The following is a 23,392-nucleotide window of genomic DNA, read 5'->3' on the forward strand; positions in this document are numbered from 1 at the left end:
TGCCGGGGTTTTGTTTCCAGGTTTCAGAAGGCCGGATTAGGTGCGTTAGCGCTGCCATCCGGCAAACATACTCAGTTATTCTGATAAATATCCTTGTATAACCGGCTCTCGAAGCGGACCAGTGGAATACGGCGATTACGCTGATCAGCTGGCTCTACCGCATAACCAGACAGATACTGCACAAATGCCATGCGCTGACCGCTTGCCGTGGTGATGAAGCCTGCCAGGTTATAGACCCCCTGCAGTGAGCCTGTCTTCGCCGATACTTTGCCATCTACGCCAGCCTGATGCAGACCCGCACGGTATTGCAAAGAGCCGTCATGGCCTGCCAGCGGTAGCATGGTGATAAAGTTCAGCTCGTTATCGTGCTGAGCGATATATTGCAGCACCTGCATCATGGTCGCTGGGGCAATCAGGTTATGGCGCGAGAGACCAGAACCGTCGGCAATAATGGTGTTGCCGATATCAATACCCGCTTGCTGACGCAGAATCTGGCGTACGGCATCAGAACCTGCTCTCCAGGTGCCAGGCACGTTAAATCGTGCATGGCCAATCATACGGAAAACGGTATCAGCAATCATGTTGTCCGATTTTTTCAGCATAATCTTAAGCAGGTCGTGCAGCGGCGCCGACTGCTTACTGGCTACCACGGTCCCCGGCTCGTTGACCAGCGTCTGGCGCAGCAGAGTCCCGCTGTAAGTGATACCGGCTTGTTTTAGCTCATCTTTGACAATCGCCCCGGCATAGCTGGCGCCGTCCTGAATAGCGAATGCCAGCGGCAGCGGATCGGCTCGTTGGGGCAGGCATCCGGTCAACGTAAAGCGGTTGAGATCGCCTGGAACCACGTCCAGTTCACAATATTGCGCTTCGGCAGAGCCACGAGCGAGAGTACGCACCTGACTGAACATGGTGACCGGGTAGTAAGATGCCACGCGGATAAAGGCGAGATCGTTAGGTTTTTGCGCGCTATAGAGTGAAACCGAGAAACAGTTACGATCGACAATAGCCGCCGCGGGCGGTGCGCTAAAACACTGCGTCATGTCGTTCCAGGGCCAGCCAGGCGCTTTATCATGGCTGGCGAAAATGGAGGTGTCGATCATGACATTTCCGGCAATTTGCGTCACGCCTGATTTTTTCAGGGTTGCCACCATATTGCGAATATCCTGACGTTTTAGCGTCGGATCGGCACCAAATCGCGCCACTAAGTCACCTTTCAAAACGCCGCCTTCCACGTTGCCTTTAGTCTCAAGCGTGGTGGTAAAACGAAAGTCAGGCCCGAGCTGAATCAATGCCGCCAGCGCGGTGATCACTTTCTGGGTACTGGCCGGCAGAGCCATCTGCTGGCTATGGTAATCAATAGCAGGAGCAGGTGCGCCAACCTTCTGTACCATAAGGGCGAGGTTGGCCCCGGCAGGGAGCTGATTGATATACTCGTCGACGTTCGCAGCCTGAACGCTGAACGCTATACTGGCAGTCAATCCAATGGTAAATCTGGAAAATCGCATAATCTCGCGCTAACAACCTGGAAACAGGCCGTCATACTACGGCGCAACGCCCCAAAAAGTAAACGATGACCCATAGGGAACTCCAGGGTAAAATGATCATCAAATAGAGAATTGTAGCTGACCTGGGACCCTGAGCCCCGGGTCGGTATTTTTTTGCTTCTGACTCTGGCATGGCGTATGCCAGAGTGGGCTTAGCAGCCGGGGTGAGAGCAGCCGCCCCCTACAGGAATGTTCAAGAGGTATAACAAATGCAAGCTATCCCAATGACCTTACGTGGTGCTGAAAAACTGCGCGAAGAACTGGATTTTCTGAAATCGGTGCGCCGTCCTGAAATCATTGCCGCTATCGCAGATGCGCGCGAGCATGGCGACCTGAAAGAAAATGCAGAGTATCACGCGGCGCGCGAACAGCAGGGTTTCTGCGAAGGGCGCATTAAAGATATCGAAGCTAAACTGTCCAACGCGCAGGTTATCGACGTCACAAAAATGCCGAACAATGGTCGTGTAGTTTTCGGCGCAACGGTTACCGTGCTGAATCTCGATAACGACGAAGAGCAGACCTGGCGTATTGTCGGCGATGATGAAGCCGATTTTAAACAGAACCTGATTTCGGTGAACTCGCCTATTGCTCGTGGCCTGATCGGTAAAGAGCAGGATGACGTGGTGGTTATTAAAACGCCGGGCGGTGAAGTTGAATATGAAGTAACGAAGGTAGAATACCTGTAATTCGCATCTTGGTTAAGATGTTGATACATTGTAAAGAAAGGAAAAAGGCCGCTTAGCGGCCTTTTATCAACGAAGAGAGCGTGGCATTTTGCTCTCCTGCTAGCGGAAAATCCCGCGTTTTACACAAACTTCGTGTGCAACTTTGGGATATTCTTAGCGTGGCAGCGAGATTTTACGTTCTTTAGTCGGGCGATACAGTACCAGCGTTTTACCGATGACCTGTACATTGCAGGCGCCGGTTTCGCGTACGATAGCTTCCACGATCAAGGTTTTAGTATCGCGATCTTCCGAGGCGATTTTCACCTTGATAAGTTCATGGTGCTCTAACGCTTGTTCAATCTCGGCCAGTACCCCTTCGGTCAAACCATTGTTGCCAAGCATAACTACAGGCTTGAGCGGATGTGCCAGACCTTTCAGGTGCTGTTTTTGTTTAGTACTCAGATTCATCGTATATTTTTGCTTACGTTGGGATTGAAAACGGGTCATTCTACCGCCATCTCCCATATATCGCCAAATAGCTGTGTAGAAATTTACACCATTGGTTACGATGAACTGCCCTTTGGGAATGTGAAATGACAGGTAAAAAGCGTTCTGCCAGCTCGAGTCGCTGGCTTCAGGAACACTTTAGCGATAAATATGTTCAGCAGGCGCAGAAAAAGGGGTTACGTTCCCGTGCCTGGTTTAAACTTGATGAAATACAGCAAAGTGACAAAATTTTTAAACCGGGGATGACGATTGTTGATCTCGGTGCTGCACCCGGTGGCTGGTCGCAATATGCGGTTACGCAGATCGGCAACACTGGCCGCATTATCGCTTGCGATCTTTTACCTATGGATCCAATCGTTGGTGTGGACTTCCTTCAGGGCGACTTTCGTGATGAATTAGTCCTGAAAGCGTTACTTGAACGCGTAGGTGACAGTAAAGTACAAGTTGTCATGTCTGATATGGCGCCAAATATGTGTGGAACACCGGCGGTGGATATTCCCCGGGCCATGTATCTGGTAGAGCTGGCGCTTGGAATGGCTCGTGATGTATTAGCGCCAGGTGGTAGTTTTGTAGTGAAGGTGTTCCAGGGCGAAGGCTTCGATGAGTATCTAAGAGAGATTCGCTCCCTGTTTACGAAGGTCAAAGTTCGTAAGCCGGACTCTTCTCGCGCCCGTTCGCGTGAAGTGTATATTGTAGCGACCGGGCGTAAACCATAACCGGTAGATTTCAAACGAAAGTTTGAAAGAAACTGGATATAGAGTATCCTGACGCTGTTTTTAACACAGTTGTAATATGAGGTTAATCCCTTGAGTGACATGGCGAAAAACCTAATTCTCTGGCTGGTCATTGCCGTTGTGCTGATGTCAGTATTCCAGAGCTTTGGGCCCAGCGAGTCTAATGGCCGTAAGGTTGATTACTCTACCTTCCTGCAAGAGGTCAATCAGGACCAGGTTCGTGAAGCGAAGATCAACGGACGTGAGATTAACGTTACCAAGAAAGATAGTAACCGTTACACGACCTACATTCCGGTTAACGATCCGAAGCTGCTTGATAACCTGCTGACCAAAAACGTCAAGGTTGTTGGTGAACCGCCTGAAGAGCCGAGCCTGCTGGCTTCTATCTTCATTTCCTGGTTCCCAATGCTGCTGCTGATTGGTGTCTGGATCTTCTTCATGCGTCAAATGCAGGGCGGTGGTGGCAAAGGTGCCATGTCGTTCGGTAAGAGCAAAGCGCGCATGCTGACGGAAGATCAGATCAAAACGACTTTTGCAGACGTTGCTGGTTGCGACGAAGCAAAAGAAGAAGTTGCTGAGCTGGTTGAGTATCTGCGCGAACCGAGCCGTTTCCAGAAGCTGGGCGGTAAAATCCCGAAAGGCGTCCTGATGGTCGGTCCTCCGGGTACGGGTAAAACCCTGCTGGCGAAAGCTATCGCAGGTGAAGCGAAGGTTCCTTTCTTCACCATTTCCGGTTCTGATTTCGTGGAAATGTTCGTGGGTGTCGGTGCATCTCGTGTGCGTGACATGTTCGAACAAGCCAAGAAAGCGGCACCGTGCATCATCTTCATCGATGAAATCGACGCCGTAGGCCGCCAGCGTGGTGCAGGTCTGGGCGGTGGTCACGATGAACGTGAGCAGACACTGAACCAGATGCTGGTTGAGATGGACGGCTTCGAAGGTAACGAAGGCATTATCGTTATCGCGGCAACTAACCGTCCGGACGTTCTTGACCCTGCGCTGCTGCGTCCAGGCCGTTTCGACCGTCAGGTTGTGGTTGGTCTGCCGGATGTCCGCGGTCGTGAACAGATCCTGAAAGTGCATATGCGTCGCGTACCGCTGTCTCCGGATATCGATGCGGCAATCATTGCACGTGGTACGCCTGGCTTCTCCGGTGCAGATCTCGCGAACCTGGTCAACGAAGCGGCGCTGTTTGCGGCTCGTGGCAACAAGCGTGTTGTATCGATGGTTGAATTCGAGAAAGCGAAAGACAAAATCATGATGGGGGCGGAACGTCGCTCCATGGTGATGACGGAAGCGCAGAAAGAATCTACCGCGTATCACGAAGCAGGCCACGCGATTATCGGTCGCCTGGTACCGGAACACGATCCGGTGCACAAAGTGACGATTATCCCGCGCGGTCGTGCGCTGGGTGTGACCTTCTTCCTGCCTGAAGGCGACGCTATCAGCGCCAGCCGTCAGAAACTGGAAAGTCAGATCTCCACGCTGTACGGCGGTCGTCTGGCCGAAGAGATCATCTACGGTGTTGAACATGTTTCTACCGGTGCGTCGAACGACATTAAAGTCGCGACTAACCTGGCGCGTAACATGGTTACTCAGTGGGGCTTCTCCGAGAAACTCGGTCCGTTGCTGTACGCTGAAGAAGAAGGCGAAGTGTTCCTTGGACGTTCTGTGGCGAAAGCTAAACATATGTCCGATGAAACGGCTCGTATTATCGATCAGGAAGTTAAACTTCTGATTGAGCGTAACTATGACCGTGCGCGTCGTCTGCTGAACGAAAACATGGACATTCTGCACTCGATGAAAGATGCGCTCATGAAATATGAGACCATCGATGCGCCGCAGATTGATGATCTGATGGCTCGCCGCGAGGTACGTCCGCCAGCGGGTTGGGAAGAACCGGGTTCTTCTAACAACAACTCTGGCAGCACCGGCAAGCCGAGTGCGCCGCGTCCGGTTGATGAACCGCGTGCGCCGGACTCTGGCACCATGTCAGAGCAACTGGGCGACAAATAAGTTATCGTTGATGATGACCGTGTTCTAATTTAAAACCCTGGGGCTTGCCCCGGGGTTTTTCTTATTTGTATATTCAAGATGTTATCAGGGATAAAACTATGAAACTCTTTGCTCAGGGGTCTTCACTGGATCTCAGCCATCCGCACGTCATGGGGATTTTGAACGTCACGCCAGATTCCTTTTCCGATGGTGGTGCGCACAACTCTCTGGTTGAGGCGGTAAAACACGCAAACCTGATGATTAACGCCGGGGCGACTATCATTGATGTGGGTGGTGAATCCACACGTCCAGGCGCGGCCGATGTGAGCGTGGAAGAAGAGTTGCAGCGAGTGATCCCGGTGGTGGAGGCGATTGCTCAACGTTTTGAAGTGTGGATTTCGGTCGATACTTCAAAAGCAGAAGTGATTCGCGAGTGCGCCAGAGTCGGCGCACATATCATTAATGACATTCGCTCACTCTCGGAGCCTGGGGCGCTGGAAGCCGCAGCAGAAACCGGATTACCGGTTTGTCTGATGCATATGCAGGGTCAGCCGAAAACCATGCAGGAAGCACCAAAGTACGAGGATGTTTTTGCTGATGTAAATCGTTACTTTGTTGAACAAATAGCACGCTGCGAGCGGGCTGGAATCACAAAAGATAAATTGTTGCTCGACCCCGGGTTCGGATTCGGTAAAAATCTTACTCACAACTACACATTACTGGCACGTTTGGCTGAGTTTCATCATTTTAATCTGCCATTGCTGGTTGGGATGTCACGAAAATCAATGGTTGGCCAGTTGCTGAATGTGGGGCCATCCGAACGCCTGAGCGGTAGCCTTGCGTGTGCGGTCATTGCCGCAATGCAAGGGGCGCATATCATTCGTGTCCATGACGTCAAAGAAACCGTAGAAGCGATGCGTGTGGTGGAAGCCACATTGTCTGCAAAGGAAAATAAACGCTATGAGTAATCGTAAATATTTTGGCACCGATGGGATCCGTGGTCGCGTAGGCGACGCCCCAATTACCCCTGACTTTGTACTCAAACTGGGTTGGGCTGCAGGAAAAGTGCTGGCACGTCATGGTTCACGTAAAATTATTATCGGCAAAGATACGCGTATTTCTGGCTATATGCTGGAGTCCGCACTGGAAGCGGGTCTGGCTGCCGCCGGACTATCGGCTTCTTTCACAGGCCCAATGCCAACACCTGCCGTTGCATATCTGACGCGCGCCTTCCGTGCTGAAGCCGGGATTGTTATCTCCGCTTCGCACAACCCGTACTATGACAACGGAATTAAATTCTTCTCCATCGATGGGACCAAACTGCCGGATGCGGTTGAAGAAGCTATCGAAGCCGAAATGGAAAAAGCGATCACCTGCGTGGACTCGGCTGAACTGGGTAAAGCTACCCGCATCGTTGATGCTGCCGGTCGTTATATCGAGTTTTGCAAAGGCACCTTCCCGAATGAATTGAGTCTGAGTGAGCTTAAAATTGTGGTGGATTGCGCTAATGGTGCGACGTACCACATTGCGCCAAATGTACTGCGTGAGCTGGGCGCAAACGTGATTGCTATTGGCTGTGAGCCAAACGGTGTGAATATCAATGAAGAAGTCGGCGCTACCGACGTTCGTGCCCTGCAGGCGCGCGTGATGGCGGAAAAAGCCGATCTGGGTATTGCGCTGGATGGTGACGGCGACCGTGTCATTATGGTTGACCACGAAGGCAATAAGGTCGATGGCGATCAGATCATGTACATCATTGCCCGTGAAGCCCTGCGTCAGGGGCAACTGCGCGGTGGTGCGGTAGGTACGCTGATGAGCAATATGGGCCTCGAGCTGGCGCTGAAACAGCTGGGTATTCCGTTTGCCCGTGCGAAAGTCGGCGACCGCTACGTACTGGAAAAAATGCAGGAAAAAGGCTGGCGTATCGGTGCTGAAAACTCAGGCCATGTGATCCTGCTGGACAAAACCACCACCGGTGACGGTATCGTGGCGGGCCTGCAGGTACTGGCGGCGATGGTGCGCAACCATATGAGTTTGCACGATCTGTGCAGCGGCATGAAAATGTTCCCGCAACTGCTGGTTAACGTACGTTACACCGCAGGTAGCGGCGATCCGCTGGAACATGAAAACGTGAAAGCGGTGATGGCTGAAGTTGAAGCTGCACTGGGCAATCGCGGACGTGTTCTGCTGCGTAAGTCAGGTACTGAACCGTTAATTCGCGTGATGGTTGAAGGTGAAGATGAAGCGCAGGTGACTGAATTCGCTCACCGTATTGCCGATGCCGTCAAAGCGGTGTAATCACTAAAGACAGTGAAAACCGGAGTCTGGGACTCCGGTTTTTTTTTACTGTACGGGAAGCGACTGTTTATGTCGGCGCTGCCAGAAGTAACCACCGATCATTAATATTACAAGGACTGCCAGCCACGGCAGAACCGCCAGCAAATGCCCTGACCGGGCAAAGGTCAGCGCAATCATCAGTAACCAACCGCCCAGCATCGGAATCGCGGTGCGCTTAACAATGTCCACAGGTGAGACGCCTGCAATTCCCGCGATAGCAATGATGACGCCGGCAATGGGGGATAACGTACGACCAATACCCGCCGATATCTGGATAGGCAACATCATGACTGCGATATCGCTACCGATATGACGGCTGATGTCCGGTACCATTGGGGCGAAGGAGAAAAACGCCGCATTTCCGGAGCCCATTAGCGCTGAAATTGCAAAGGTGATAAGGGTCATCAGCAGGATAATAGAGGCGGCGCTGAGGCCAAATTCACCGGAAAGCGACAGCAGCGCATCGACGGCGCCAATAGCTTTCAGTCCGGCTGAAAAGACTTCACCGGCGATAATCAGCGTGACGACGGTGGCAAAAACGCTGCCCATGCTGTCAAAGACTTTTTGTACGCCTGCCATCACCTCGCGCGCCTTACGATGACGGCAATACTCACAAACCAGGGTAATGGCGAGGCTTATCAGTACGGCGGTATCCAGCGTAGTTTTGAGCGAACTGAATACTAAATCACTGCACACCAGCATCAACACCAGAGGTAGCATGGGCAGAAAAAGCCAGGCGATCGGTGCTTCAGTTTCATCGGTCGACGTTAATGTCTGCATCTGCTGAGCCACACCGTCACTGCTTTCCCGATGGTCGAAAAAGCGTTGCACAACAATATGTAACAGGGCGATGAACAGAATAACGGGGACGACGATCGGCAACTGATCCTGCACGAAATAGTTCACCACCTCGATGCCTGCGGTTTTGGCGGCGAGAACCGAGTTGCCGGAACCTGGACCAAATTCAACCGCACAGGTACTGGCGATAACGGCGGCAACGGCAGCGCGGCTACAGCCAAGACGGGTCAGCAGAGGGTAGAGCGTCGCCATCAACAGCAGACCCAGCCCGGTGGCGCTGCTGATAAACAGCGACAGGAATTGACCCAGCAACAGCGCCAGCCCCAACAGCAGATACGGTGAGTTCAGGCGTTGCAAAGGGCGAGATGTCACCCGAACCAGCACCTGGCTTGCGCCAATGGCCGACATATATGTAGCGAAACCACCAATCAGCATAATTTGCAGCCCAAGGCCGCCGAGGCGCACGCTCAGGGTATCGCGAATAAACTCGAAGGCATCAAAGGGGCCGAATCCGGTGCTTTTTTTCACCAGGTCACTGAGCGTGGTCATCCCGCTAAAATGCGCGATAAGCAGCAGCACAATCCCGGTCAACAGCAACACTGACTGGGGGTGATATTTTTTGAGGATCAGACGTCCGGCAAAAATGATGGCAATTAGCGCCAGTAATAATGACATTCTTGCCCCCTTACTCGAAGTTGCCAGTAACCAGGCACTCGCCATCCCGCAGCAACGGCTTACCCGCAGCGAACAGATGGGCCAGCGAGAGGTCATCATTGAGTACACAGATATCGGCACGTTCCCCGGCGCAGAGCACGCCGCCGGAAATACCCAGCGAGCGCGCAACGTTTGCCGTCAACATCGCGATCGCTTGTGGCACTGGGATCCCCACATCAATCAGACGAGGAAGAAGATTAAGGTTACCTGCGACCGGTGCCGCGCTTAAGCCTTCCACAATACCCTGGGCGTTAAAGCGCGGAACGCTGCCATTACCATCAGAGCTGATCGTGATGCGATCGGCTGGAACCTGGGCCTCCAGAGCGTGGAGGATTGCCTGCTCCTGAGGCATAAAGCGACTACCGCCAGACGTAACGTCGATATGGCCGCCACGATGAGCGAACGCAATCGCCTGTTCGAACAAGGGCGCTGTTCTCGCAACATGGGTCGGTGAAATGTGGTGAATCGGAATGCCTGCATCACACAGCTCAATAAGCTGTGACATCCCTTCCGGCAGATTCCCAAGATGTACATGCAGTAACCCTTTTTTGCCTGCCAGCAGGGAAGCCACGCGGATATCACTTACTATTCTCAGCAATTCCTGGAAAGAGGGGTAAGAACCACGGTGATCGGCGAGGGCGATTTTGACGCCAAGAATCGCTGGAATAAAGGTCATGTCATCGCGGATGGATCGCGTAATAGTTGGGCTGGGTACCGCGTAGGCTCCCGTATGCATAAATGCGCGTAATCCCTCAAGGTTGAGAGACTGCATTTTGGCGTAGAGGTCTTTGGGCGAACGAGAAATGGCATCGGTACCTAACACGCCGACAACCGTGGTAATACCTGCCTGAATCAGATCGCGTAGCTTGACGGCTGGCGTTCGGCTGGCAAATCCAGCCTCGCCACCGCCACCGGTAAGATGGGCATGTTGATCTATTATGCCTGGGATAACCCATTTGCCATGACAATCGATGACCTCGTCGACGCCATCAAACAGGGAAAGATCTTTTTCTACCGCCACAATTCGGTCGGCATGAATGAGCAGGGAGCAGAGGCCTAAATCCTCGGGAGAAAAAACACGGGCATTGGTCAATAAAGTAAACATATCGGTCCTGTCAAACGTCGTGGGTGAGAGTCGGCAGGTGAAAAGGAATATTGTTGTTATGATGCCCATCATAAAGCCATTACTATAACTATGACTATTACCGATTTGGTATTGGAGGATGCGGTTATGGCATGGTGGAGAGTTCAACGTGGATTGTAAGTGGCTGGAAGATTTTCTTGCATTGAGTCAGCATGGAAACTACTCTCAGGCCGCGGCGCAGCGGCATATTACTCAACCCGCACTCAGTCGGCGTATAAAGGCGCTGGAAGAGGTGTTAGGGGTGCCGTTGTTTGACCGGACCACGACCCCCGTTACGCTGACACGCTATGGTGAACGCTTTGAACCCTATGCCCGGCACGTCCTCAGTACACTAACAGAGGCGCGCCACGAGCTATCGGCGATGACGCCAGCAACGGACAATACGCTGGTGATGGTTAGCCTGCATACGCTGTCGGTGAATATCCTGCCGGATATGATCAACTATCTGCGACAGAGCGAACCGCAGTTAAATTTTACGGTTAATGCCAGTATTCAGGGGATAGACAACCACTTTAACGCCTTGATAGATCGGCAAATCGATCTGCTGGTGACCTACGATTTACCGTCTTCGCAGCCGGGGCTGGAGATTGCCGGAGGGTTAAAACGTTCACTATGGCGGTATGAGCGATTTATACCGGTTATTTCTGCGCAGTTGGCTAATGCGCTTCACGATCCGCATGCGCCGATCCCATGGCTATGCTATAGCGACTACACCTTTGTCAGACGCATTATTGAGCCAGCTGAACAACGCGTCCGCCCACGTCTGAAAAAAGTGTTTGAGAGTGGTTTAAGCGAAACGATACGAGAAATGGTGCTGCGGCATATGGGGATGGCATGGTTACCCGAATCGATGGTGGCGGAAGAGTTGGTGAACCAGCAAATTATTCACTGCTGGCCAGAAAACGCTGACCTGATTTGTGAAATCCCCGTTGTGGTATGGGCGAATCTTGACGATCAACGCGCCGTCATGCAGAGATGCTGGGAGAAGTTGCTGCGTTTTTGATTGATATGGCGATTTTTTCCGCAGTTGATACAATGCCAACAAATTGCCCTTGCGAAGGTTATTCGCTTTGGTTAGTATTCACACCCGCTTCAGTGGGAAACAGTAAACATTCCCGCTTTAATGGTCGAAGCATTGTACGCGGCAACTCCGCAAGGAACAGGTTGATTATGCACGAAGCTCTTTTAGTAGTTTTCCTTATTGTGGCAATTGGCCTGGTAGGCTTGATCATGCTGCAGCAAGGCAAAGGCGCTGATATGGGAGCCTCTTTTGGCGCAGGCGCTTCTGGTACTCTGTTTGGTTCAAGTGGTTCTGGTAACTTCATGACCCGCATGACAGCTGTATTGGGAACCTTGTTCTTCATCATCAGTCTGGTGCTGGGTAACATGAACAGCAATAAGACCAATAAAGGAAGTGAGTGGGAAAATCTGAGTGCACCGGCGAAAACCGAGCAAACTCAGCCAGCTGCTCCGGCTCAGCCGACCAGCGATATCCCACGCTAAGTATTCTGTACCGAGGTGGTGGAATTGGTAGACACGCTACCTTGAGGTGGTAGTGCCCTAACGGGCTTGTGGGTTCGAGTCCCATCCTCGGTACCAAATTCCAAAAAAAAGACGCTGCAAAGCGTCTTTTTTTTCGTCTGTCATTTGTGGTAGTTCTGTAGGTCGGATAAGACATTTAGGACGCCGTCCGACTATTACAATACCTGATGATGCCTGGCTTATCAGGCCTCAGGGTCACAGAACATCCCTATTTTCTGCGCATAAAAAAGGCCGCTTTCGCGGCCTTAAGATGATGAATATTTACTTCGCCTTGTTTTCCAGATTTTCAACCTGCGGCAGGCCGGTTGTGGAAGAGGCGGTAAGCAGGCCAGACTGCGCATAACCGAACAGCTTCTCGCGGGTATCAGTGATATCCAGATTACGCATGGTCAACTGACCGATACGATCATCCGGAGAGAATACCGAGTCGCCTTTTTCCATCGTCAGACGTTCTGGTTTGTAAGTCAGATTGTCAGACACGGTGTTGAGGATTGAGTAATCATTACCGCGACGCAGTTCCAGCGTCACTTCACCTGTAATCTGGCTGGCAACCCAACGCTGCAGACCGTCACGCAGCATCAGCGCCTGAGAGTCAAACCAGCGGCCCTGATACAACAGACGACCAAGCTGGCGACCGTGCGCGTGATACTGCTCGATGGTGTCTTCGTTGTGAATCCCGGTCAGCAGACGCTCATAGGCGATGTGCAGCAATGCCATCCCCGGAGCTTCGTAGATGCCCCGGCTTTTCGCTTCAATGATACGGTTTTCAATCTGATCGCTCATACCCAGACCGTGACGGCCGCCGATGCGGTTGGCTTCTAGCATCATCTCAACGTCGTCGCTGAAGGTTTTACCGTTCAGCGCTACCGGATGACCCTGCTCGAAACGCACGGTGACTTCTTCTGCCGGGATCTTCACGCTCTCATCCCAGAATTTCACGCCCATAATCGGGTTGACGATTTTGACGCTGGAGTTCAGAAACTCGAGGTCTTTTGCTTCGTGGGTCGCCCCGAGCATATTGGAGTCCGTGGAGTACGCTTTCTCAACGGACATCTTGTAGTCGAAACCACAGGCAATCATAAATTCGGACATCTCATGGCGACCACCGAGTTCATCGATAAAATCGGTATCCAGCCATGGTTTGTAAATCTGCAGTTCGGCGTTGGTCAGCAGACCGTAACGATAGAAACGTTCAATATCGTTACCTTTATAGGTGCTACCGTCACCCCAGATATTTACGCCATCTTCTTTCATGGCCGCAACCAGCATGGTGCCGGTGACAGCACGGCCCAGCGGAGTGGTATTGAAATAGGTCAGTCCGCCAGTGGTGTTGTGGAATGCACCGCACTGAATCGCTGCGATCCCTTCGGCAACCAGTTGCTTACGGCAATCTACCAGGCGAGCATTCTCAGCACCATATTCCATTGCACGGCGAGGAATGGCGTCATAGTCATCCTCATCCGGCTGGCCCAAATTCGCAGTATATGCATATGGGACAGCCCCTTTTTGTCGCATCCACAGCAGTGCTGCACTGGTGTCCAGGCCGCCGGAAAAAGCGATACCAATACGTTGACCTACCGGGAGATGCTTGAGAATCGTCGTCATAAAATAAAACCCTGCTTGATAGACTGGTGAAGAGGTCGGCTTATTATACTAATTGCATTTTTATGCAAAATAAGTGAGTTTTCATTTAATCATCTTTTCTGGATGACAGGAAGAGTTTAGTGATAATTTCGTTAAATAACGGCGCGGGTGACACATTTATCTGGTCGAATATTCGCTGGGCAGCATTCATTGATTTGCATAGTCGTAACAAGGTTGACATACCGCATAGTGAATCAATATACTGTGCGCAGATTTTACGTCCCGTCCTCGGTACCAAATCCCAGCAGTATTTGCATTTTTTACCCAAAACGAGTAAAATTTGCCACGTTTCAGGCGCGGGGTGGAGCAGCCTGGTAGCTCGTCGGGCTCATAACCCGAAGGTCGTCGGTTCAAATCCGGCCCCCGCAACCACTTTCCCTTAGAGTTCTTTTTCAAATATACTGTGAAGACTTAGGCCTTCGTAGCTGGATTTGAAAAAAATTCTTTCGGAAGGTTTTCCGAACCGCAGGTGCGGTTATAGGGTTCAGTTATATAAAGCCCCGATTTATCGGGGTTTTTTGTTATCTGACTACAGAATAACTGGGCTTTAGGCCCTTTTTTTATGTCTTGGGGGTGGGCTTGTCCACATTAGAGCAAAAATTAACAGAGATGATTACAGCGCCAGTTGAAGCCCTGGGCTACGAGTTGGTCGGCATCGAATTTATTCGTGGTCGCACATCCACACTGCGCATCTATATTGATAGTGAAGATGGCATCAATGTTGATGATTGTGCTGATGTGAGCCATCAGGTAAGCGCCGTGATGGATGTCGAAGACCCAATCACCGTTGCCTACAACCTGGAAGTCTCCTCTCCGGGTCTCGACCGTCCTCTGTTCACAGCTGAACACTACGTGCGTTTCCTGGGTGAAGAAGTGACGCTGGTTCTTCGTATGGCGGTACAAAACCGTCGTAAATGGCAGGGCGTTATCAAAGCGGTGGATGGTGAGATGATCACGGTCACAGTCGAAGGTAAAGATGAAGTGTTCGCGCTGAGTAATATCCAGAAGGCGAACCTGGTTCCCCACTTTTAACAGTCTGGATTGAGGTGAAAAGCCCGCGATGAACAAAGAAATTTTGGCTGTTGTTGAAGCCGTATCCAACGAAAAAGCGCTGCCACGCGAGAAAATTTTTGAAGCGCTGGAAAGTGCGCTGGCTACAGCAACAAAGAAAAAATATGAGCAAGAGATCGACGTTCGCGTAGAAATCGATCGTAAAAGCGGTGATTTCGATACCTTCCGTCGTTGGGTAATCGTAGAAGAAGTTACTCAGCCGACCAAAGAAATTACGCTGGAAGCGGCACGCTTCGAAGACGAAAGCCTGAACGTGGGCGAATATGTTGAAGATCAGATTGAATCTGTCACCTTTGACCGTATCACCACCCAGACCGCGAAACAGGTTATCGTACAGAAAGTACGTGAAGCCGAACGCGCAATGGTTGTCGATCAGTTCCGCGAACACGAAGGCGAAATCGTCACCGGTGTGGTGAAGAAAGTTAACCGCGACAACATTTCTCTGGATCTGGGCAGCAATGCTGAAGCCGTGATCCTGCGTGAAGACATGCTGCCGCGTGAAAACTTCCGCCCAGGCGACCGTATCCGTGGCGTTCTTTACTCTGTACGCCCGGAAGCGCGCGGTGCCCAGCTGTTCGTAACCCGTTCCAAACCGGAAATGCTGATAGAGCTGTTCCGCATTGAAGTGCCGGAAATTGGCGAAGAAGTGATCGAAATTAAAGCGGCTGCTCGCGATCCGGGTTCACGTGCGAAAATCGCCGTTAAGACCAACGACAAGCGTATTGATCCGGTCGGCGCCTGTGTGGGTATGCGCGGTGCGCGCGTTCAGGCGGTTTCTACTGAACTGGGCGGCGAGCGTATCGATATCGTCCTGTGGGATGATAACCCGGCGCAGTTCGTGATTAACGCAATGGCGCCAGCAGACGTCGCTTCTATCGTGGTGGATGAAGACAAACACACCATGGATATCGCGGTTGAAGCCGGTAACCTGGCTCAGGCGATTGGACGTAATGGTCAGAACGTCCGCCTGGCTTCACAACTGAGCGGTTGGGAACTCAACGTGATGACCGTTGATGACCTGCAGGCGAAGCATCAGGCTGAAGCACATGCAGCCATTGATACCTTCACCAAATATCTCGATATCGATGAAGATTTCGCGACGGTTCTGGTAGAAGAAGGTTTTGCGACGCTGGAAGAACTGGCCTACGTGCCAATGAAAGAGCTGCTGGAAATTGACGGCCTGGATGAACAGACCGTTGAAGCGCTGCGCGAGCGTGCTAAAAACGCACTGACCACTCTGGCACTGGCCCAGGAAGAAAGTCTCGGTGATAACAAACCGGCTGACGATCTGCTGAATCTGGAAGGATTGGATCGTGAGATGGCTTTCAAACTGGCTGCCCGTGGTGTTTGTACGCTGGAAGATCTCGCTGAACAGGGCATTGATGATCTGGCTGATATCGAAGGGTTGACCGACGAAAAAGCCGGTGAGCTGATTATGGCTGCCCGTAATATTTGCTGGTTCGGCGACGAAGCGTAATAAACTGTAGCAGGAAGGAACAGTATGACAGATGTAACCGTAAAAACGCTGGCTGCAGAGATACAGACCTCCGTGGATCGCCTGGTACAGCAATTTGCTGATGCAGGTATCCCGAAGTCTGCTGACGACTCTGTGTCCGCACAAGAGAAACAAACCTTACTGGCGCATCTGAACCGTGAAAACGGCTCAGCGCCCGATAAGTTGACATTGCAGCGTAAAACGCGCAGTACTCTCAATATTCCAGGTACCGGTGGAAAAAGCAAATCGGTACAAATCGAAGTCCGCAAGACACGCACCTTTGTGAAACGCGATCCGCAAGAGGCTGAACGCCTTGCCGCGGAAGAGCAGGCGCAGCGTGAAGCGGAAGAGCAAGCCCGTCGTGAGGCAGAAGAAGCTGCCAAACGCGAGGCGCAACAAAAAGCCGAACGTGAGGCCGCAGAACAAGCTAAGCGTGAAGCCGCTGATAAAGCGAAACGTGAAGCTGCGGAAAAAGACAAAGTGAGCAATCAACAGACCGACGATATGACTAAAACCGCCCAGGCCGAAAAAGCCCGCCGTGAAAATGAAGCCGCAGAACTGAAGCGTAAAGCGGAAGAAGAAGCACGTCGCAAGCTTGAAGAAGAAGCGCGCCGCGTAGCGGAAGAAGCTCGCCGTATGGCGGAAGAAAACGAGAAGAATGGTGTGAATAACGCTGAACCTGTTGAAGATACCAGCGATTATCACGTCACCACCTCTCAGCATGCTCGCCAGGCAGAAGACGAGAACGATCGCGAAGTAGAAGGCGGTCGTGGTCGTACTCGCAGCACGAAAGCAGCGCGTCCGGCGAAGAAAGGTAACAAACACGCTGAATCTAAAGCTGACCGTGAAGAAGCGCGTGCAGCGGTTCGCGGCGGTAAAGGCGGTAAGCAGCGTAAAGGTTCCGCTCTGCAGCAGGGCTTCCAGAAGCCGGCTCAGGCCGTTAACCGTGACGTTGTGATCGGCGAAACCATCACCGTTGGCGATCTGGCGAACAAGATGGCAGTCAAAGGTTCTCAGGTCATCAAAGCGATGATGAAGCTGGGCGCAATGGCGACCATTAACCAGGTCATCGACCAGGAAACCGCACAGCTGGTTGCCGAAGAGATGGGCCACAAAGTTATCCTGCGTCGTGAAAACGAGCTGGAAGAAGCAGTAATGAGCGACCGTGACACCGGCGCTGCGGCAGAACCGCGCGCACCGGTAGTGACCATCATGGGTCACGTTGACCACGGTAAAACGTCTCTGCTGGACTACATTCGCTCCACGAAAGTTGCCTCTGGCGAAGCGGGCGGCATTACTCAGCACATCGGTGCGTACCATGTTGAAACTGACAACGGTATGATCACCTTCCTGGATACCCCGGGTCACGCCGCGTTTACCTCCATGCGTGCTCGTGGTGCTCAGGCAACGGATATCGTTGTTCTGGTTGTTGCAGCAGATGACGGCGTGATGCCGCAGACTATTGAAGCTATCCAGCACGCGAAAGCGGCAGGTGTGCCGGTAGTGGTTGCAGTCAACAAAATCGATAAACCAGAAGCGGATCCAGATCGCGTTAAAAACGAACTGTCCCAGTACGGCATCATGCCGGAAGATTGGGGCGGCGAGAGCCAGTTCGTTCACGTTTCTGCGAAAGCGGGTACCGGTATCGACGAACTGCTGGATGCTATCCTGCTGCAGGCCGAAGTACTGGAACTGAAAGCTGTGCGTAAAGGTATGGCGAGCGGTGCGGTTATCGAATCCTTCCTGGATAAAGGTCGTGGTCCGGTTGCTACCGTGCTAGTACGTGAAGGTACGCTGAACAAAGGCGACATCGTACTGTGTGGTTTCGAATACGGCCGCGTTCGCGCGATGCGTAACGAACTGGGTCAGGAAGTACTGGAAGCGGGTCCGTCCATTCCGGTGGAAATCCTGGGTCTGTCCGGTGTTCCGGCTGCGGGTGACGAAGTTACCGTTGTTCGTGACGAGAAGAAAGCCCGTGAAGTTGCACTGTACCGTCAGGGCAAATTCCGTGAAGTTAAACTGGCTCGTCAGCAGAAATCTAAACTGGAGAACATGTTCGCCAACATGACCGAAGGCGAAGTTCACGAAGTGAACATCGTTCTGAAGGCCGATGTTCAGGGTTCTGTAGAAGCGATTTCCGACTCTTTACTGAAACTGTCTACCGACGAAGTAAAAGTGAAGATTATCGGTTCTGGCGTAGGTGGTATCACCGAAACCGACGCGACCCTGGCTGCGGCATCCAACGCGATTCTGGTTGGCTTCAACGTCCGTGCTGATGCCTCTGCACGTAAAGTTATCGAATCAGAAAGCCTGGATCTGCGTTACTACTCCGTCATCTATCATCTGATCGACGAAGTGAAAGCAGCGATGAGCGGCATGCTGTCTCCGGAACTGAAACAGCAGATCATTGGTCTGGCTGAAGTTCGTGATGTGTTCAAATCACCGAAATTCGGCGCTATCGCAGGCTGTATGGTTACCGAAGGCACGATTAAACGTCACAACCCAATCCGCGTACTGCGCGACAACGTGGTTATCTATGAAGGCGAGCTGGAATCCCTGCGCCGCTTCAAAGATGACGTCAACGAAGTCCGTAACGGCATGGAATGTGGTATCGGCGTTAAGAACTACAACGACGTTCGCGTTGGCGATATGATCGAAGTGTTCGAGATTATCGAGATCAAACGTACCATCGCATAATCTTCGTCGTCTTTTGGGCCGCAACTGCGTTGGCTGCGCTCGATCACCCCGGTCACATAGTTATCTATGCTCCCGGGGATTTACGAGTTTGCCGCCTTACTGCAAACCAAAATCCTTAGAAGATGATTAAGTGTAGGCTGGGGAAGCGAAGCGCCACCCGGCAAGAAATTTAAAAAGGGGCTTATGGCCCCTTTTTTGTCTTTATTCTGGAGAATTTATTATGGCGAAAGAATTTGGTCGCCCACAGCGTGTCGCGCAGGAGATGCAGAAAGAAATCGCACTCATCCTGCAACGCGAAATCAAAGACCCGCGTGTTGGTATGATGACCACCGTATCGGGTGTTGAGATGTCCCGAGACCTGGCATACGCTAAAGTGTTCGTGACTTTCCTCAACGATCAGGACGAAGCTGCCGTGAAAAACGGCATTAAGGCACTGCAGGAAGCCTCTGGTTTTATCCGCTCTTTGCTGGGTAAAGCAATGCGTCTGCGTATCGTGCCTGAGCTGACCTTCTTCTACGACAATTCGTTAGTTGAAGGGATGCGCATGTCCAACCTGGTGACCAGCGTGGTGAAACATGACGATGAGCGTCGTGTGAACCCAGCGGACGACAGCAAGGAGGACTGATGAGTCGTCCTCGTCGTCGTGGTCGCGACATTCACGGTGTTCTACTGCTGGATAAGCCGCAGGGCATGTCCAGCAATGACGTACTGCAAAAAGTAAAGCGCATCTACAATGCCAACCGCGCGGGACATACCGGCGCGCTGGATCCGCTGGCAACAGGCATGCTGCCTATCTGCCTCGGTGAAGCGACTAAGTTTTCCCAGTATTTGCTGGATTCTGACAAACGCTATCGTGTGGTTGCCCGTCTGGGCCAGCGTACCGACACCTCCGATGCCGATGGGCAAATCGTGCAGGAGCGTCCGGTAACCTTCAGCGCAGAGCAGCTTGCCAGCGCGCTGGAGACTTTCCGCGGCGATATCGAGCAGATTCCGTCAATGTATTCGGCGCTGAAGTACCAGGGTAAAAAGCTGTACGAATATGCGCGTCAGGGCATTGAAGTGCCGCGTGAAGCGCGCCCGATTACCGTATATGAGCTGCTGTTTATTCGCCACGAAGGTAACGAGCTGGAGCTGGAAGTTCACTGCTCCAAAGGCACTTATATTCGCACCATCGTTGACGATCTCGGTGAGAAGCTGGGCTGCGGCGCGCACGTAACGTATCTGCGTCGTTTGACGGTCAGCAAGTATCCGGTGGATCGTATGGTTACGCTGGAACATCTGCATGAGCTGGTTGAACAGGCCGAACAGCAGAACATTCCGGCGGCGCAGCTGCTTGATCCTTTGTTGATGCCAATGGACAGTCCTGCATCGGACTACCCTGTTGTTAATTTGCCTTTAACATCGTCGGTTTACTTTAAAAATGGTAACCCGGTACGGACGTCAGGTGCGCCGCTTGAAGGGCTGGTGCGCGTGACGGAAGGCGATGACGGCAAGTTTATCGGCATGGGGGAGATGGACGATGAAGGTCGTGTCGCCCCTCGTCGCCTGGTGGTTGAGTATCCTGCATAGCGCTCTCTGTCTTGCGATAAAAGGGCGCTGCGAGTAGAATACTGCCGCTTAACGTCGCGTAAATTGTTTAACAATCTGCGTGGCGTGTACACAAAATCATTCGAGCTGCATCAAGGCGGCAGGTCTGAGGATCCTCAGGAGCTTACTCAGGTAAGTGACCGAGGTGAGCGGACACAGCCAGCGCAGGGTCAGTTTGAAGAAGGCGTGTATACACTGGGATAGCTGAATTAGAGATCGGCATCCTTTCATTCTTAACACTTTGGAGTTTTAAAATGTCTCTAAGTACTGAAGCTACCGCTAAAATCGTTTCTGAGTTTGGTCGTGATGCAAACGACACCGGTTCTACCGATGTTCAGGTTGCTCTGTTGACTGCACAGATTAACCACCTGCAGGGCCACTTTGCAGAGCACAAAAAAGATCACCACAGCCGTCGTGGTCTGCTGCGCATGGTTTCTCAGCGTCGTAAACTGCTCGACTACCTGAAACGTAAAGATGTTGCACGTTACACCGCGCTGATCGAGCGTCTGGGTCTGCGTCGCTAATTCTTTCGAGTTTCAGAAAGAGGGGGCCTTCATGGCCCCTTTTTTCCAGCAGATGGCAGCAATTCGCTGGAAACTAATGTATTGTTGCTATGAATGATCTTCCGTTGCAGAGGTTCGCGCGGCTAATGAGAGGCTTTACTCATGCTTATGGGTTAGGGTTGTCATTAGTCGCGAGGATGCGCAGAAGATCGGGTATTAACGATGGCGCAAAAATGTGCCGTCAAAAAATAGAGAAAGGATATTAATTTGCTTAATCCGATCGTTCGTAAATTCCAGTACGGTCAGCATACCGTTACGCTGGAAACCGGCATGATGGCGCGTCAGGCGACTGCCGCTGTTATGGTTAGCATGGATGACACTGCGGTATTCGTTACCGTTGTTGGCCAGAAAAAAGCGAAACCAGGCCAGGACTTTTTCCCACTGACCGTTAACTATCAGGAGCGTACCTACGCTGCTGGCCGTATCCCGGGTAGCTTCTTCCGTCGTGAAGGCCGTCCGAGTGAAGGCGAAACTCTGATCGCGCGTCTGATTGACCGCCCGGTTCGCCCGCTGTTCCCGGAAGGCTTCGTTAACGAAGTTCAGGTTATCGCGACCGTTGTTTCCGTTAACCCGCAGGTTAACCCGGATATCGTGGCAATGATTGGTGCATCTGCTGCGCTGACTCTGTCTGGTATCCCGTTCAACGGCCCGATCGGTGCTGCACGTGTTGGTTACATCAATGACCAGTACGTACTGAACCCGACTCAGGACGAACTGAAAGAAAGCAAGCTGGACCTGGTTGTTGCTGGTACTGAAGCTGCCGTACTGATGGTTGAATCCGAAGCTGAACTGCTGAGCGAAGACCAGATGCTGGGCGCTGTAGTATTCGGCCACGAACAGCAGCAGGTTGTTATTCAGGCTATCAACGAGCTGGCGAAAGAAGCTGGCAAACCGCGTTGGGACTGGCAGCCAGAAGCCGTCAACGAAGCGCTGAACGCACGCGTTGCCGCACTGGCAGAAGCTCGTCTGAGCGATGCTTACCGTATCACCGACAAACAAGAGCGTTACGCTCAGGTTGACGTGATCAAATCTGAAACCATCGCGACTCTGGTGGCTGAAGACGAAACCCTGGACGCTAACGAACTGGGTGAAATCCTGCACGCTATCGAGAAAAATGTTGTTCGTAGCCGCGTACTGGCAGGCGAGCCGCGCATCGATGGCCGTGAAAAAGATATGATCCGTGGTCTGGACGTGCGTACTGGCGTTCTGCCGCGTACCCACGGTTCCGCACTGTTCACCCGTGGCGAAACTCAGGCGCTGGTTACCGCGACCCTGGGCACCACTCGTGATGCGCAGAACCTTGATGAGCTGATGGGCGAGCGTACTGACAACTTCCTGTTCCACTACAACTTCCCTCCGTACTGCGTAGGTGAAACCGGTATGGTCGGTTCTCCGAAGCGTCGTGAGATTGGTCACGGTCGTCTGGCGAAGCGTGGCGTACTGGCAGTGATGCCGGAACTGGATAAATTCCCGTACACCGTACGTGTGGTTTCGGAAATCACCGAATCTAACGGTTCTTCTTCCATGGCTTCCGTATGTGGTGCCTCTCTGGCGCTGATGGACGCAGGCGTGCCGATCAAAGCTGCCGTTGCGGGTATCGCGATGGGTCTGGTGAAAGAAGGCGACAACTTTGTTGTTCTGTCTGACATCCTGGGCGACGAAGACCACCTGGGCGATATGGACTTCAAAGTGGCGGGTTCCCGCGACGGTATCTCTGCACTGCAGATGGATATCAAAATTGAAGGTATCACCAAAGAGATCATGCAGGTTGCTCTGAACCAGGCTAAAGGTGCGCGTCTGCACATCCTGGGTGTGATGGAACAAGCGATCAACGCACCGCGTGGTGACATTTCTCAGTTCGCTCCGCGTATCCACACCATCAAGATCAGCCCGGACAAGATCAAAGACGTTATCGGTAAAGGCGGTTCTGTTATCCGTGCTCTGACCGAAGAAACCGGCACCACCATTGAAATTGAAGATGATGGTACTGTGAAGATTGCTGCGACCGACGGCGAGAAAGCGAAATATGCTATCCGTCGTATCGAAGAGATCACCGCAGAGATCGAAGTAGGCCGTATCTACAATGGTAAAGTGACCCGTATCGTTGACTTTGGCGCATTCGTTGCCATTGGTGGCGGTAAAGAAGGTCTGGTACACATCTCTCAGATCGCTGACAAACGCGTTGAGAAAGTGACCGATTACCTGCAGATGGGCCAGGAAGTACCGGTCAAAGTTCTGGAAGTTGATCGCCAGGGCCGTGTACGTCTGAGCATTAAAGAAGCAACTGAGCAGTCTCAGCCTGCAGGCGAACCGGAAGCTCCGGCAAGCCAGGGCGAGTAAGGTTGCCATTGCCCT

The 23,392-nt window shown here is 52.3% G+C and carries 19 protein-coding genes and 2 tRNA genes; 16 read left to right on the forward strand and 5 right to left on the reverse strand.

Features of this window, described 5'->3' with window-relative positions; translation table 11 throughout:
- Nucleotides 1–71: 71 nt before the first annotated feature.
- Nucleotides 72–1,505, reverse strand: coding sequence for a serine-type D-Ala-D-Ala carboxypeptidase (gene dacB, locus HV243_RS02555; RefSeq protein WP_053389268.1), 1,434 nt, complete (start codon nucleotides 1,503–1,505; stop codon nucleotides 72–74).
- A gap of 248 nt (nucleotides 1,506–1,753) precedes the next feature.
- Here dacB and greA point away from each other — a divergent pair, with 248 nt between their 5' ends.
- Nucleotides 1,754–2,230 carry a transcription elongation factor GreA gene (gene greA, locus HV243_RS02560; protein ID WP_016154674.1) on the forward strand — a complete coding sequence of 159 codons (477 nt, stop codon included), beginning with the start codon at nucleotides 1,754–1,756 and terminating at the stop codon, nucleotides 2,228–2,230.
- A 153-nt stretch (nucleotides 2,231–2,383) separates the two neighbouring features.
- Here greA and yhbY read toward each other — a convergent pair whose 3' ends face one another.
- A complete protein-coding gene (yhbY, locus tag HV243_RS02565) occupies nucleotides 2,384–2,677 on the reverse strand; it encodes a ribosome assembly RNA-binding protein YhbY (RefSeq protein WP_003025016.1) in 294 nt (97 codons plus the stop codon).
- 125 nt (nucleotides 2,678–2,802) lie between these two features.
- Here yhbY and rlmE point away from each other — a divergent pair, with 125 nt between their 5' ends.
- The 4 genes from rlmE (at nucleotide 2,803) to glmM (ending at nucleotide 7,743) form a co-directional block, all read left to right on the forward strand.
- Nucleotides 2,803–3,432: a 23S rRNA (uridine(2552)-2'-O)-methyltransferase RlmE gene (rlmE, locus tag HV243_RS02570; protein WP_003025015.1), complete on the forward strand. Its 630-nt coding sequence runs from the start codon at nucleotides 2,803–2,805 to the stop codon at nucleotides 3,430–3,432.
- A gap of 99 nt (nucleotides 3,433–3,531) precedes the next feature.
- Nucleotides 3,532–5,466 (forward strand): ATP-dependent zinc metalloprotease FtsH, encoded by a 1,935-nt coding sequence (gene ftsH, locus HV243_RS02575; RefSeq protein ID WP_019077783.1) that lies wholly within the window; start codon nucleotides 3,532–3,534, stop codon nucleotides 5,464–5,466.
- A gap of 98 nt (nucleotides 5,467–5,564) precedes the next feature.
- Nucleotides 5,565–6,413 (forward strand): dihydropteroate synthase, encoded by an 849-nt coding sequence (gene folP / locus HV243_RS02580; protein ID WP_016154672.1) that lies wholly within the window; start codon nucleotides 5,565–5,567, stop codon nucleotides 6,411–6,413.
- A complete protein-coding gene (glmM, locus tag HV243_RS02585) occupies nucleotides 6,406–7,743 on the forward strand; it encodes a phosphoglucosamine mutase (protein ID WP_016157569.1) in 1,338 nt (445 codons plus the stop codon). Before folP ends, glmM begins: the two co-directional genes overlap by 8 nt.
- A gap of 45 nt (nucleotides 7,744–7,788) precedes the next feature.
- On the opposite strand, the gene dcuC is transcribed toward glmM, so the two are convergent.
- The gene (dcuC, locus tag HV243_RS02590; protein ID WP_053389269.1) at nucleotides 7,789–9,255 is read right to left on the reverse strand and encodes a C4-dicarboxylate transporter DcuC; all 1,467 of its coding nucleotides are present in this window, start codon (nucleotides 9,253–9,255) and stop codon (nucleotides 7,789–7,791) included.
- 10 nt (nucleotides 9,256–9,265) lie between these two features.
- Complete coding sequence (iadA, locus tag HV243_RS02595) at nucleotides 9,266–10,399, reverse strand: beta-aspartyl-peptidase (protein WP_053389270.1); 1,134 nt, start codon at nucleotides 10,397–10,399, stop codon at nucleotides 9,266–9,268.
- A 148-nt stretch (nucleotides 10,400–10,547) separates the two neighbouring features.
- Here iadA and HV243_RS02600 point away from each other — a divergent pair, with 148 nt between their 5' ends.
- The 3 genes from HV243_RS02600 (at nucleotide 10,548) to HV243_RS02610 (ending at nucleotide 12,037) form a co-directional block, all read left to right on the forward strand.
- On the forward strand, nucleotides 10,548–11,441 hold the full coding sequence (locus tag HV243_RS02600) for a LysR family transcriptional regulator (RefSeq protein WP_046275528.1): 894 nt from the start codon (nucleotides 10,548–10,550) through the stop codon (nucleotides 11,439–11,441).
- Between the two features lie 167 nt (nucleotides 11,442–11,608).
- Nucleotides 11,609–11,941: a preprotein translocase subunit SecG gene (secG, locus tag HV243_RS02605; RefSeq protein WP_003025000.1), complete on the forward strand. Its 333-nt coding sequence runs from the start codon at nucleotides 11,609–11,611 to the stop codon at nucleotides 11,939–11,941.
- A gap of 9 nt (nucleotides 11,942–11,950) precedes the next feature.
- Nucleotides 11,951–12,037, forward strand: a tRNA-Leu gene (locus HV243_RS02610).
- A gap of 204 nt (nucleotides 12,038–12,241) precedes the next feature.
- On the opposite strand, the gene argG is transcribed toward HV243_RS02610, so the two are convergent.
- The gene (gene argG, locus HV243_RS02615) at nucleotides 12,242–13,585 is read right to left on the reverse strand and encodes an argininosuccinate synthase (RefSeq protein ID WP_003024998.1); all 1,344 of its coding nucleotides are present in this window, start codon (nucleotides 13,583–13,585) and stop codon (nucleotides 12,242–12,244) included.
- Nucleotides 13,586–13,919: 334 nt separating this feature from the next.
- Here argG and HV243_RS02620 point away from each other — a divergent pair.
- The 8 genes from HV243_RS02620 to pnp all read left to right on the forward strand — a co-directional run bounded on the left by HV243_RS02620 (nucleotide 13,920) and on the right by pnp (nucleotide 23,377).
- Nucleotides 13,920–13,996, forward strand: a tRNA-Met gene (locus HV243_RS02620).
- A gap of 207 nt (nucleotides 13,997–14,203) precedes the next feature.
- Nucleotides 14,204–14,656 carry a ribosome maturation factor RimP gene (gene rimP, locus HV243_RS02625; protein ID WP_003024996.1) on the forward strand — a complete coding sequence of 151 codons (453 nt, stop codon included), beginning with the start codon at nucleotides 14,204–14,206 and terminating at the stop codon, nucleotides 14,654–14,656.
- Between the two features lie 28 nt (nucleotides 14,657–14,684).
- Nucleotides 14,685–16,172: a transcription termination factor NusA gene (nusA, locus tag HV243_RS02630; RefSeq protein ID WP_003024992.1), complete on the forward strand. Its 1,488-nt coding sequence runs from the start codon at nucleotides 14,685–14,687 to the stop codon at nucleotides 16,170–16,172.
- 24 nt (nucleotides 16,173–16,196) lie between these two features.
- Complete coding sequence (gene infB / locus HV243_RS02635; RefSeq protein WP_016154667.1) at nucleotides 16,197–18,887, forward strand: translation initiation factor IF-2; 2,691 nt, start codon at nucleotides 16,197–16,199, stop codon at nucleotides 18,885–18,887.
- Between the two features lie 220 nt (nucleotides 18,888–19,107).
- Nucleotides 19,108–19,512, forward strand: a complete 405-nt coding sequence (rbfA, locus tag HV243_RS02640) for a 30S ribosome-binding factor RbfA (protein ID WP_003024988.1) — start codon at nucleotides 19,108–19,110, stop codon at nucleotides 19,510–19,512.
- On the forward strand, nucleotides 19,512–20,456 hold the full coding sequence (truB, locus tag HV243_RS02645; protein WP_047358518.1) for a tRNA pseudouridine(55) synthase TruB: 945 nt from the start codon (nucleotides 19,512–19,514) through the stop codon (nucleotides 20,454–20,456). The genes rbfA and truB overlap by 1 nt, the downstream gene beginning before the upstream one ends.
- A 272-nt stretch (nucleotides 20,457–20,728) precedes the next feature.
- Nucleotides 20,729–20,998: a 30S ribosomal protein S15 gene (gene rpsO, locus HV243_RS02650; RefSeq protein WP_000059465.1), complete on the forward strand. Its 270-nt coding sequence runs from the start codon at nucleotides 20,729–20,731 to the stop codon at nucleotides 20,996–20,998.
- A 246-nt stretch (nucleotides 20,999–21,244) separates the two neighbouring features.
- Nucleotides 21,245–23,377: a polyribonucleotide nucleotidyltransferase gene (gene pnp / locus HV243_RS02655; protein ID WP_008785911.1), complete on the forward strand. Its 2,133-nt coding sequence runs from the start codon at nucleotides 21,245–21,247 to the stop codon at nucleotides 23,375–23,377.
- The last annotated feature ends 15 nt before the right edge of the window (nucleotides 23,378–23,392 follow it).

It is taken from the genome of Citrobacter sp. RHBSTW-00599 (assembly GCF_013784065.1).
Classification (GTDB): Bacteria; Pseudomonadota; Gammaproteobacteria; order Enterobacterales; family Enterobacteriaceae; genus Citrobacter; species Citrobacter braakii.

Coding starts and splice junctions, on each gene's coding strand:
- dacB (WP_053389268.1), bottom strand. CDS start 1,505: ATGCGATTTTCCAGATTTACCATTGGATTGACTGCCAGTATAGCGTTC.
- greA (WP_016154674.1), top strand. CDS start 1,754: ATGCAAGCTATCCCAATGACCTTACGTGGTGCTGAAAAACTGCGCGAA.
- yhbY (WP_003025016.1), bottom strand. CDS start 2,677: ATGAATCTGAGTACTAAACAAAAACAGCACCTGAAAGGTCTGGCACAT.
- rlmE (WP_003025015.1), top strand. CDS start 2,803: ATGACAGGTAAAAAGCGTTCTGCCAGCTCGAGTCGCTGGCTTCAGGAA.
- ftsH (WP_019077783.1), top strand. CDS start 3,532: ATGGCGAAAAACCTAATTCTCTGGCTGGTCATTGCCGTTGTGCTGATG.
- folP (WP_016154672.1), top strand. CDS start 5,565: ATGAAACTCTTTGCTCAGGGGTCTTCACTGGATCTCAGCCATCCGCAC.
- glmM (WP_016157569.1), top strand. CDS start 6,406: ATGAGTAATCGTAAATATTTTGGCACCGATGGGATCCGTGGTCGCGTA.
- dcuC (WP_053389269.1), bottom strand. CDS start 9,255: ATGTCATTATTACTGGCGCTAATTGCCATCATTTTTGCCGGACGTCTG.
- iadA (WP_053389270.1), bottom strand. CDS start 10,399: ATGTTTACTTTATTGACCAATGCCCGTGTTTTTTCTCCCGAGGATTTA.
- secG (WP_003025000.1), top strand. CDS start 11,609: ATGCACGAAGCTCTTTTAGTAGTTTTCCTTATTGTGGCAATTGGCCTG.
- argG (WP_003024998.1), bottom strand. CDS start 13,585: ATGACGACGATTCTCAAGCATCTCCCGGTAGGTCAACGTATTGGTATC.
- nusA (WP_003024992.1), top strand. CDS start 14,685: ATGAACAAAGAAATTTTGGCTGTTGTTGAAGCCGTATCCAACGAAAAA.
- infB (WP_016154667.1), top strand. CDS start 16,197: ATGACAGATGTAACCGTAAAAACGCTGGCTGCAGAGATACAGACCTCC.
- rbfA (WP_003024988.1), top strand. CDS start 19,108: ATGGCGAAAGAATTTGGTCGCCCACAGCGTGTCGCGCAGGAGATGCAG.
- truB (WP_047358518.1), top strand. CDS start 19,512: ATGAGTCGTCCTCGTCGTCGTGGTCGCGACATTCACGGTGTTCTACTG.
- rpsO (WP_000059465.1), top strand. CDS start 20,729: ATGTCTCTAAGTACTGAAGCTACCGCTAAAATCGTTTCTGAGTTTGGT.